Source organism: Streptomyces cyanogenus, assembly GCF_017526105.1.
Taxonomy (GTDB): domain Bacteria; phylum Actinomycetota; class Actinomycetes; order Streptomycetales; family Streptomycetaceae; genus Streptomyces; species Streptomyces cyanogenus.
In genome coordinates this window covers 1844136-1855240 of sequence record NZ_CP071839.1, presented here as the reverse complement: position 1 = coordinate 1855240, position 11105 = coordinate 1844136, and the positions used below count along the sequence as shown (strand labels likewise).

Genomic DNA, 11105 nt, shown 5'->3' with positions numbered 1-11105 from the left:
CCCCTCTTCACGAGGACACCATGTACACCATCTTCTTCAAGCTGGTCTTCCAGCGCATGGACCCCGAGAAGGCCCACCACCTGGCCTTCCGGTGGATCCGCCTCGCCGTCCGCATCCCCGTGCTGCGCACCTTCCTGGCGGCCGCCCTCGCGCCCCGCCACAAGGAACTGCGCACGGAGGCCTTCGGGCTGCGCATGCACGGCCCCTTCGGGCTCGCCGCCGGCTTCGACAAGAACGCCGTCGCCATCGACGGGATGTCGATGCTGGGCTTCGACCACGTCGAGATCGGCACGGTGACGGGCGAGCCGCAGCCCGGCAACCCCAGGAAGCGGCTGTTCCGCCTGGTCGCGGACCGTGCGCTGATCAACCGCATGGGCTTCAACAACGACGGCTCCCTGACCGTGGCGGCCCGTCTGGCGACCCGTGAGCCGGTCTTCAGGACGGTGGTCGGCGTCAACATCGGCAAGACCAAGGTCGTCCCCGAGACGGAGGCCGTCGCCGACTACGTGAAGTCCGCCGAGCGCCTCGCGCCGTACGCGGACTACCTGGTCGTCAACGTCTCCTCGCCGAACACGCCCGGGCTGCGCAACCTCCAGGCGGTGGACCACCTGCGCCCGCTGCTCACCGCCGTGCGCGAGGCCGCCGACCGCACGGTCGCGAACCGCCGCGTCCCGTTGCTGGTGAAGATCGCCCCCGACCTCGCCGACGAGGACATCGACGCGGTCGCCGACCTCGCCGTGGAGCTGGGCCTGGACGGCATCATCGCCACCAACACCACCATCGCGCGCGAGGGCCTCGGCCTGCGGTCCTCCGCCGCGCTGGTCAAGGAGACCGGCGGCCTGTCCGGCGCCCCGCTCAAGGAGCGCTCCCTGGAGGTCCTGCGCCGCCTGTACGCGCGCGTGGGCGACCGGATCACCCTGGTGGGCGTCGGCGGCATCGAGACCGCCGAGGACGCCTGGCAGCGCATCCTGGCCGGTGCCACGCTGGTCCAGGGGTACAGCGCCTTCGTCTACGAGGGCCCGTTCTGGTGCCGGTCCATCCACAAGGGCCTCGCCGCCCGCCTGCGCACCAGCCCGTACGCCACCCTCGCCGACGCGGTCGGCGCCGACGTGAGGAAGCCCGCATGACCCCGTTGGAGCCCTTCGGCGCCCGGCTGCGCCGCGCCATGGACGAGCGCGGCCCGTTGTGCGTCGGCATCGACCCGCACGCCTCCCTGCTCGCCGAGTGGGGCCTGGACGACGACGTCGCCGGTCTGGAGCGGTTCAGCCGCACGGTCGTCGAGGCCGTGGCCGACCGGGTGGCGGTCCTGAAGCCGCAGAGCGCCTTCTTCGAACGGTTCGGTTCGCGCGGCGTCGCCGTCCTGGAGAAGTCGGTGCAGGAGGCCCGGGCGGCCGGCGCCCTGGTCGTGATGGACGCCAAGCGCGGCGACATCGGCTCGACCATGGCCGCCTACGCCGAGGCGTTCCTGCACCCGGACGCCCCGCTGTTCTCCGACGCGCTGACCGTCTCGCCGTACCTCGGCTACGGCTCGCTCAGCCCGGCCGTCGCGCTGGCCCGGGAGAGCGGCGCCGGCCTGTTCGTGCTGGCGCTGACCTCGAACCCGGAGGGCGGCGAGGTGCAGCACGCGGTGCGTGCCGACGGGCGGAGCGTCGGGGCGACCATACTGGCCCACCTGGCGGCCGAGAACGCGGGGGAGGAGCCGCTGGGCTCCTTCGGCGCGGTCGTCGGCGCCACCCTCGGCGACCTGTCCTCCTACGACCTGGGCATCAACGGACCGCTCCTCGCGCCCGGCATCGGGGCGCAGGGCGCGACGCCGGCCGACCTTCCCGGGGTCTTCGGGCCGGCCGTCCGCAACGTCGTGCCGAACGTCAGCCGGGGTGTTCTGCGTCACGGTCCCGACGTCAGCGCGCTGCGCGGGGCGGCCGAGCGGTTCGCGGCCGAGATCCAGGCGGCCGTCGCCGGGATCTGAGCGCCGGCGGGGGCCTCCGCTGAGCGGGATCACGCCGACTTGACTGTGAATACATCCTCAAATCGAGGGCATTATGTCTGAAATGTCCGGCCTGACGGAGGCTGACCAGGACTTTTCCGCTGTTCTCGCTGACTCTGGCGGACTTGCCCGCTAGTCTCCGAGCAGTGGGGGCACCTCCCACGCCCTTCAGGCAGTGGGGGAGAACGGGCAGCGTGTTGCTCGTAGCTCCCCAGGTGTGGGGCGACTAGGTTCCTCACCGGTCCGTATCCGACAGTTCGACATCCGAGGTGACGTAGGCGTGGCTCTTCCGCCCCTTACCCCTGAACAGCGCGCAGCCGCGCTCGAAAAGGCCGCCGCGGCTCGCCGGGAGCGGGCCGAGGTCAAGAATCGACTCAAGCACTCCGGCGCCTCCCTGCACGAGGTCATCAAGCAGGGCCAGGAGAACGACGTCATCGGCAAGATGAAGGTCTCCGCCCTCCTTGAGTCGCTGCCCGGCGTGGGCAAGGTCCGCGCCAAGCAGATCATGGAGCGTCTGGGTATCTCCGAGAGCCGCCGCGTGCGTGGTCTCGGTTCGAACCAGATCGCTTCCCTGGAGCGTGAATTCGGCAGCACCGGCTCCTGAGTCCGCCTCCCGGCGGGCAGGGAGTCCCGGGCACTCCGGGATTGCTGGAATAATCGCTGCATGAGTGAACGTCCGCGGCTGACCGTGCTCTCCGGCCCCTCGGGGGTCGGCAAGAGCACGGTCGTCGCCCATATGCGCAAGGAACACCCCGAGGTCTGGCTCTCGGTGTCGGCGACCACCCGCAAGCCGCGCCCCGGTGAGCGGCACGGCGTCCACTACTTCTTCGTCACCGACGAGGAGATGGACAAGCTGATCGCCAACGGCGAGCTGCTGGAGTGGGCCGAGTTCGCCGGCAACCGCTACGGCACGCCCCGCGCGGCCGTGCAGGAGCGGCTGGAGAACGGTGAACCCGTCCTGCTGGAGATCGACCTCCAGGGTGCCCGGCAGGTCCGCGAGTCCCTGTCCGACGCCCAGCTGGTGTTCCTGGCCCCGCCCTCCTGGGAGGAGCTGGTGCGCAGGCTGACCGGCCGGGGGACCGAGCCGCCGGAGGTCATCGAGCGCCGCCTGACGGCGGCGCGGACCGAGCTGGCGGCCGAGCCGGAGTTCGATGTGACCTTGGTCAACACCTCCGTCGAGGACGTGGCCCGCGAGCTGCTAGCCTTGATGGACGTTGTGTGATCGTGACTGTGATCACGATGTCTGATTCTTTCCCATCCATCGGAAGGTAGAGCGTGTCCTCTTCCATCACCGCGCCCGAGGGCATCATCAACCCGCCGATCGACGAGCTTCTCGAGGCGACCGACTCGAAGTACAGCCTCGTGATCTACGCGGCGAAGCGTGCCCGCCAGATCAACGCGTACTACTCGCAGCTCGGTGAGGGCCTCCTCGAGTACGTCGGTCCGCTCGTCGACACCCACGTCCACGAGAAGCCGCTCTCGATCGCCCTGCGCGAGATCAACGCCGGTCTGCTGACCTCCGAGGCCGTCGAGGGCCCGGCGCAGTAGTACTCGCAGTCGTATTTTCAGATTGCGATCGACTTATCCACAGGCCCGGCAGTCATTCTGCCGGGCCTGTGGTGTGTCATGGAGTCGTACGGGAGCCGTACCTGTGCGTCGTACGTTGTCGAGTCCGGGGAGACACGGTGGACAAGCCGAGGGTCGTGCTGGGGGTCAGTGGCGGCATCGCCGCCTACAAGGCCTGTGAGCTGCTGAGGAGGCTCACGGAGTCGGGCCATGACGTCCGCGTGGTGCCCACCGCCTCCGCGCTGCACTTCGTCGGCGCCGCCACCTGGTCCGCCCTCTCCGGCAACCCGGTCTCGACCGAGGTCTGGGACGACGTCCACGAGGTCCCGCACGTCCGCATCGGCCAGCACGCCGACCTGGTGGTCGTGGCGCCGGCCACCGCCGACATGCTCGCCAAGGCCGCCCACGGCCTCGCCGACGACCTGCTGACCAACACCCTGCTCACCGCCCGCTGCCCGGTCGTGTTCGCCCCGGCGATGCACACCGAGATGTGGGAGCACCCGGCCACCCAGGAGAACGTGGCCACGCTGCGCCGCCGCGGCGCCGTCGTCGTCGAGCCCGCCGTGGGCCGGCTCACCGGCGTCGACACCGGCAAGGGCCGGCTGCCCGACCCGGCGGAGATCTTCGAGGTGTGCCGCCGGGTGCTGGCCCGGGGCGTCACCGAGCCCGACCTCGCGGGCCGGCACGTCGTCGTCTCCGCCGGCGGCACCCGCGAACCCCTCGACCCGGTCCGCTTCCTCGGCAACCGCTCCTCCGGCAAGCAGGGCTACGCGCTCGCCCGCACCGCCGCCGCCCGGGGCGCCCGGGTGACATTGATCTCGGCCAACACCGGCCTGCCCGACCCGGCGGGGGTGGACGTCGTGCGGGTGGGCACCGCCGTCCAGCTGCGCGAGGCCGTCCTGAAGGCCGCCGCGGACGCGGACGCCGTGGTCATGGCCGCCGCCGTCGCCGACTTCCGCCCGGCCGTCTACGCCGCCGGGAAGATCAAGAAGAAGGACGGCCAGGACCCCGATCCGGTCGTCCTGGTGCGCAATCCGGACGTCCTCGCGGAGATCTCCGCCGACCGCGCCCGTCCCGGACAGGTGATCGTCGGCTTCGCCGCCGAGACCGACGACGTCCTCGCCAACGGCCGCACCAAGCTCGCCCGCAAGGGCTGCGACCTCCTCGTGGTCAACGAGGTGGGGGAGCGCAGGACCTTCGGCGCCGAGGAGAACGAGGCCGTCGTCCTGGGCGCCGACGGCAGCGAGACCCCGGTGCCGCACGGCCCCAAGGAGGCCCTCGCCGACACCGTCTGGGATCTGGTCGTACGGCGACTGGGCTAACCCGCCCCCCGGGCGAACGGGGGAACCCTGCATCGGGCTCGCGCCACGCCCGAATGGGGTGTGGCGGCCTGGCCAAGCCCGCTCGCCATTGTGCAGAATGCCCGTGCCGCAGGTCACAGCGCTCCCGAGAGGCGAGACGGTGGCCAGCCGACCGAGTGCGACCGATAAACTGTTCACGGTCGGCGCCGGGCGCAGCCCCGCGTCGACCGCAAATGATCAGCCAGCAGCCGCTGCAACCACAGGGAGCGTTGTGTCCCGTCGCCTGTTCACCTCGGAGTCCGTGACCGAGGGTCACCCCGACAAGATCGCTGACCAGATCAGCGACACCATTCTCGACGCGCTTCTGCGCGAGGACCCGACCTCCCGGGTCGCCGTGGAGACGCTGATCACCACCGGCCTGGTGCACGTGGCCGGCGAGGTGACGACCAAGGCCTATGCGGACATCGCGACCCTCGTCCGCAGCAAGATCCTGGAGATCGGCTACGACTCGTCCAAGAAGGGCTTCGACGGCGCCTCCTGCGGTGTCTCGGTGTCCATCGGCGCGCAGTCCCCGGACATCGCGCAGGGTGTCGACGCGGCGTACGAGGCCCGGGTCGAGGGCGACGACGACGAACTGGACAAGCAGGGCGCGGGCGACCAGGGCCTGATGTTCGGCTACGCGTCCGACGAGACGCCCACCCTGATGCCGCTGCCGATCTTCCTGGCGCACCGCCTGTCCAAGCGCCTCTCCGACGTCCGCAAGAACGGCACCATCCCCTACCTGCGCCCCGACGGCAAGACGCAGGTCACCATCGAGTACGACGGCGACAAGGCCGTCCGTCTCGACACCGTGGTCGTCTCCTCCCAGCACGCCTCCGACATCGACCTGGAGTCGCTGCTCGCCCCCGACATCCGCGAGTTCGTCGTGGAGCCGGAACTGAAGGCGCTCCTGGACGAGGGCATCAAGCTGGACACCGAGGGCTACCGCCTGCTGGTGAACCCGACCGGCCGTTTCGAGATCGGCGGCCCGATGGGCGACGCCGGCCTCACCGGCCGCAAGATCATCATCGACACCTACGGCGGCATGGCCCGGCACGGCGGCGGTGCCTTCTCCGGCAAGGACCCGTCCAAGGTCGACCGCTCGGCGGCCTACGCCATGCGCTGGGTGGCCAAGAACGTCGTGGCGGCCGGTCTGGCCTCCCGCTGCGAGGTCCAGGTCGCCTACGCGATCGGCAAGGCCGAGCCCGTCGGTCTCTTCGTGGAGACCTTCGGCACCCACAAGATCGACACCGAGAAGATCGAGAAGGCGATCGACGAGGTCTTCGACCTCCGTCCGGCCGCGATCATCCGCGATCTCGACCTGCTCCGCCCGATCTACGCCCAGACGGCGGCCTACGGTCACTTCGGCCGCGAGCTGCCCGACTTCACCTGGGAGCGCACGGACCGCGTGGACGCCCTGCGCGCCGCCGCGGGCATCTGACCCGCACCCCTCTCGTTCGCCGAGGCCCGGCTTCCCTTCGGGGGCCGGGCCTCGGCGTGTCACCGCATCAGCCGGCTGCCGCGGGGCGGACCGCCGCAGGACCAGCCGGCTGCCGCCGGGCGAACCCGTGCCGGAGCCCGCCGCTGCCGGGCTGGACCCGCCGTGGGGTCAGTCGGCTGCCGCCGCCGGGCGCGTTGCTGGCGCCCGCCGCTGCCGGGCTGGGCCCGCCGTGGGGTCAGTCGGCTGCCGCCGGGATGCGTTGTCGGAGCCCGCCGCTGCCGGGCTGGGCCTGCCGTGGGGTCAGTCGGCTGCCGCCGGGCGCGTTGCTGGCGCCCGCCGCTGCCGGGCTGGGCCCGCCGTGGGGTCAGTCGGCTGCCGCCGGGCGCGTTGCTGGCGCCCGCCGCTGCCGGGCTGGGCCCGCCGTGGGGTCAGTCGGCTGCCGCCGGGATGCGTTGTCGGAGCCCGCCGCTGCCGGGCTGGACCCGGCGTGGGGTCAGTCGGCTGCCGCCGGGCGGACGCGTTGCCGGATCAGCCCGCCGCTGCCGGGCGGACCCGCCGTCGGGCCTGGCCGATCTCCAGGAGCCGGGCGGCCTCCAGGAGCCGGTCGATCTGCAGGACCCGGGCGGTGCGTTCCTGTCCCTGTGCGACGGCCGTTCTCGCACGTCGGGCACGTGCGTCCGGCGCCGTTGTCGGTGCGGTTTGGTAAGAATGCAAGCGTGAGCAGCGAGAACGGGGCGTCCCGAGCGGACGGGGACGGCGGGGCCGAGGCAGCGCCGCCCGAGCAGCTCGCGCTCATCCGGGAGAGTGTCCGCCGGGCCAAGGCGCCCAGGGCCAAGCCGCGGACCTGGCGGGGGGCGGCGCTCGCCAAGGAGCTGCCCGTCGCACGCGTGCTGGTCGACAAGGGCGTGCTCCATCTCGACCGGTACTTCGACTACGCCGTGCCCGAGGAGATGGACGCGGAGGCACAGCCCGGCGTGCGCGTGCGGGTGCGGTTCGGGGCCGGGCGGCACCGGGTGCGGGAGGGCCGCCGCGAGGGCGGCGGCCTCATCGACGGCTTCCTCGTCGAGCGGCGCGCCGAGTCCGACTACTCCGGGCCGCTGGCCGCGCTCGCCCAGGTCGTGTCGCCGGAGCCGGTGCTGAGCGAGGAGCTGCTGGGCCTCGCCCGCGCCGTCGCCGACCGGTACGCGGGCAGCCTCGCCGACGTCCTCCAGCTGGCCGTGCCGCCGCGCAACGCCCGCGCCGAGCAGCGGGCGTCCCCCGCCCCGCTGCCCCCGCCGAAGAAACCGGACCACGGCTCCTGGACGCGGTACGAGCACGGGGGTGCCTTCCTGGACGCACTGGCCTCCGGCGGGGCGCCCAGGGCCGTGTGGAACGCGCTGCCGGGGCCGCGGTGGAGCGAGGAGCTGGCCCGGGCCGTCGCCGCCACCCTCGCCTCCGGGCGCGGCGCCCTCGTCGTCGTACCGGACGGGCGGGCCGCCGCCCGCGTGGACGCCGCGCTGACCGCGCTGCTCGGCCCGGGCCGGCACGCGCTGCTCACCGCCGACGCCGGCCCCGAGAAGAGGTACGCGCAGTGGCTCGCGGTGCGGCGGGGTTCCGTGCGGGCCGTCGTGGGGACCCGGGCGGCGATGTTCGCGCCGGTGCGGGACCTGGGGCTCGTCGCCGTCTGGGACGACGGGGACGACAGCCACAGTGAGCAGCACGCCCCGCAGCCACACGCCCGCGATGTGCTCCTGCTGCGTGCCGCGCTGGACAAGTGCGCCTTTCTGCTCGGCGGTTGGAGCTGCACCGTGGAGGCCGCCCAGCTCGTCGAGAGCGGCTGGGCGCGGCCACTGGCCGCCGGGCGGGAGCAGGTGCGCCGGACCGCGCCCCTGGTCCGCACCGTCGGCGACGGCGACCTCGCGCGCGACGAGGCCGCCCGGGCCGCCCGGCTGCCCACCCTCGCCTGGCAGGCGGCACGCGAGGGGCTGCGGCACGGGCCGGTGCTGGTCCAGGTGCCCCGGCGCGGTTACGCGCCCCGCATGGCCTGCGACCGGTGCCGGGCGCCCGCCCGGTGCCGGCACTGCTCCGGACCGCTCCAGGGACAGGACGCGGGCGTGCTGCGGTGCGACTGGTGCGGGCGCGAGGAGGGCGCCTGGCACTGCCCGGAGTGCGGCGGCTTCCGGCTCCGCGCCCAGGTCGTGGGCGCCCGCCGCACCGCCGAGGAACTGGGGCGGGCCTTCCCCGCCGTACCGGTGCGCACCTCGGGGCGCGAGCATGTGCTCGACACCGTCCCGGACACGCCCGCGCTGGTCGTCAGCACCCCGGGCGCCGAACCGGTCGCCGAGGGCGGCTACGCGGCGGCCCTGCTGCTGGACGGCTGGGCCATGCTGGTACGGCCCGACCTGCGGGCCGGCGAGGACGCGCTGCGCCGGTGGATCGCGGCCGGCGCGCTGGTGCGGCCCCAGAGCGAGGGCGGCACCGTGGTCGTGGTGGCCGAGCCGACCCTGCGGCCCGTGCAGGCGCTGGTGCGCTGGGACCCGGTCGGGCATGCCGTGCGGGAGCTGGCCGAGCGGGCCGAGCTGGGCTTCCCGCCGGTGTCCCGGATGGCGGCCGTGTCCGGTCCGCCCGCGGCCGTTGCCGAGTTCCTGGCGACGGTCGACCTGCCGCCGGACGCCGAGGTGCTGGGGCCGGTACCGCTGCCGCCCCCGCCGCCCGGCCGGTCACGCCGGCCCGGCGCACCGCCGCCCGGCGAACACTGGGAGCGGGCCCTGGTCCGCGTACCGCCGGGCAGCGGAGCCGCGCTGGCCACCGCCCTGAAGACGGCCCAGGCCGCGCGCATGGCACGGGGCAGCGGGGAGGCGGTGCGGGTCCGGATCGATCCGCCGGACATCGGCTGAGGCCTGTGACGTCCCGCCGGGGCGGTGCCTCCCGTGACCGGAGGCCCCGGGCAGGGCGGTGCCGGAGAGGCCCACACGCGTGACCGCCCTCCCGGGAGCGGTCCGGGAGGGCGAGGTGGGGTGGGGCGTCAGCCGTTGCGGGGGGCGGGGAAGGCCGTCGGGCGGGCGTCGTCGCGCAGCGTCGGGCTGCCCGCGGTCGGCTGGGTGGGCATGGAGCGGGCCGCGGGGACGGTGGGCAGACCCGCGTTCACGTTGATCGTGCGGGTGCCGGACGGCTCCGGCGTCCGCTCCGCCTCGGCCGCCGCCTGAGCCGCGGCGCGGCGGGCGCCGTAACGGCGGTGCACCGCCTGCTTGGTGACCCCGAGCGCCGAGCCCACCGCGTCCCACGAGAAGCCGAGCGAGCGGTCGAAATCCACGGCGGCCGTGACCAGGGTTTCGACACTGTCCCGGAGTTCCTGGGCGAGGCGGACCGTCGGTGCGGGGGCGCGTCCGTAGACGACGAAGCCCGTGGACGGGCCGGTGCGGCGCGGACGGTAGACGTTGCCCAACTGGGCGGTGAGCGTGCGCAGCGCGTCCACCTGCCGGCGGACCCGCTCGATGTCCCGCACCAGCAAGTGCAGGCTGGCCCGGGCCTGGGCGTCGTGGGTTGCGTGGTCGGCCATGAACAAGCCTCTCGAACCGGCGTTGAAAGGAATTGGGCCGCGAAAGCGGCCTGATGTGGTCAACTCTTCCTTGACCAACGCTTCTGCGCTCCGCTGGTCACGGGGTGGGGGCGTACGGGCATATGCGTACGCCCGCCCATCCGCTCCTGCGCCGTTCATGGTCATAGACTGGTGCGCTGCCCGTCCGACCCCGCCCGAGAGGCCCGATCCCGCCCATGAAGCTCGTCTTCGCCGGTACCCCCGAGGTCGCCGTTCCCGCTCTGGACGCTCTGCTCGCCTCCGGGCGGCACGAGGTGGCCGCCGTCGTCACGCGGCCCGACGCGCCGGCCGGACGCGGGCGCAGACTGGTCGCGTCGCCCGTGGCCGAGCGGGCGGAGGAGGCCGGGATCGAGGTGCTGAAGCCGCTGAAGCCCAGGGACCCGGAGTTCCTGGAGCGGCTGAGGGAGATCGCGCCGGACTGCTGCCCGGTCGTCGCCTACGGCGCCCTGCTGCCGAAGGCCGCCCTGGACATCCCCGCGCACGGCTGGGTCAACCTGCACTTCTCGCTGCTGCCCGCCTGGCGCGGCGCGGCGCCGGTGCAGCACGCCATCATGGCGGGCGACGAGATCACCGGGGCGTCCACCTTCCTCATCGAGGAGGGCCTGGACTCCGGGCCCGTGTACGGCACCGTGACCGAGGAGATCCGCCCCACCGACACCAGCGGTGACCTGCTCACCCGGCTCGCCTTCGCGGGCGCGGGGCTGCTCGCCGCGACCATGGACGGCATCGAGGACGGCACCCTGAAGGCCGTACCGCAGCCCGCCGAGGGCATCTCCCTCGCGCCGAAGATCACCGTGGAGGACGCCCAGGTGGACTGGGCGGCGCCCGCGCTGCGCGTGGACCGGGTGGTACGCGGGTGCACCCCGGCGCCCGGTGCGTGGACCGTCTTCCGCGGCGAGCGGCTCAAGCTCATCCAGGTGACGCCCGTGCCCGAGCGGACCGACCTCGCGCCGGGCCGGCTCGCGGTGGGCAAGAACAGCGTGCACGTGGGCACCGGTTCGTACGCCGTCGAGCTGCTGTGGGTCCAGGCCCAGGGCAAGAAGCCGATGCGCGCGGCCGACTGGGCGCGCGGGGTGCGCATCACGGACGGCGAGACCCTCGGCGGCTGACGCCCCGCAGGCGGCGGCGAGCCGGGCCGGCGGCCGGGCCCGGGCGGTGGGAAGGCCCCAGACGGCACAGGAGAGCCGGGTCGGC

General features: G+C 73.5%; 9 protein-coding genes and 1 pseudogene. 9 read left to right on the top strand and 1 reads right to left on the bottom strand.

Annotation, left to right across the window (positions count from 1 at the left end; all coding sequences use genetic code 11):
- Positions 1 to 20: 20 nt before the first annotated feature.
- From S1361_RS08200 to S1361_RS08165, 8 genes and pseudogenes are all read left to right on the top strand, one after another.
- Positions 21 to 1127 (top strand): quinone-dependent dihydroorotate dehydrogenase, encoded by a 1107-nt coding sequence (locus tag S1361_RS08200; RefSeq protein ID WP_208031182.1) that lies wholly within the window; start codon positions 21 to 23, stop codon positions 1125 to 1127.
- A complete protein-coding gene (gene pyrF / locus S1361_RS08195; protein WP_208031181.1) occupies positions 1124 to 1969 on the top strand; it encodes an orotidine-5'-phosphate decarboxylase in 846 nt (281 codons plus the stop codon). The genes S1361_RS08200 and pyrF overlap by 4 nt, the downstream gene beginning before the upstream one ends.
- A 298-nt stretch (positions 1970 to 2267) precedes the next feature.
- On the top strand, positions 2268 to 2591 hold the full coding sequence (locus tag S1361_RS08190; protein ID WP_003977346.1) for an integration host factor: 324 nt from the start codon (positions 2268 to 2270) through the stop codon (positions 2589 to 2591).
- A gap of 30 nt (positions 2592 to 2621) precedes the next feature.
- Positions 2622 to 3209 (top strand): annotated as a pseudogene (gmk, locus tag S1361_RS08185) (guanylate kinase); the annotation flags it as partial.
- Positions 3210 to 3262: 53 nt separating this feature from the next.
- A complete protein-coding gene (gene rpoZ, locus S1361_RS08180; RefSeq protein ID WP_003982715.1) occupies positions 3263 to 3535 on the top strand; it encodes a DNA-directed RNA polymerase subunit omega in 273 nt (90 codons plus the stop codon).
- Positions 3536 to 3672: 137 nt separating this feature from the next.
- Complete coding sequence (gene coaBC, locus S1361_RS08175) at positions 3673 to 4875, top strand: bifunctional phosphopantothenoylcysteine decarboxylase/phosphopantothenate--cysteine ligase CoaBC (protein ID WP_208031179.1); 1203 nt, start codon at positions 3673 to 3675, stop codon at positions 4873 to 4875.
- A gap of 250 nt (positions 4876 to 5125) precedes the next feature.
- A complete protein-coding gene (metK, locus tag S1361_RS08170) occupies positions 5126 to 6334 on the top strand; it encodes a methionine adenosyltransferase (RefSeq protein ID WP_208031178.1) in 1209 nt (402 codons plus the stop codon).
- Between the two features lie 716 nt (positions 6335 to 7050).
- Complete coding sequence (locus S1361_RS08165; protein WP_208031177.1) at positions 7051 to 9210, top strand: primosomal protein N'; 2160 nt, start codon at positions 7051 to 7053, stop codon at positions 9208 to 9210.
- A gap of 128 nt (positions 9211 to 9338) precedes the next feature.
- On the opposite strand, the gene S1361_RS08160 is transcribed toward S1361_RS08165, so the two are convergent.
- A complete protein-coding gene (locus tag S1361_RS08160; RefSeq protein WP_208031176.1) occupies positions 9339 to 9872 on the bottom strand; it encodes a hypothetical protein in 534 nt (177 codons plus the stop codon).
- A gap of 215 nt (positions 9873 to 10087) precedes the next feature.
- Here S1361_RS08160 and fmt point away from each other — a divergent pair, with 215 nt between their 5' ends.
- A complete protein-coding gene (gene fmt / locus S1361_RS08155) occupies positions 10088 to 11020 on the top strand; it encodes a methionyl-tRNA formyltransferase (RefSeq protein WP_208031175.1) in 933 nt (310 codons plus the stop codon).
- Positions 11021 to 11105 lie beyond the last annotated feature (85 nt).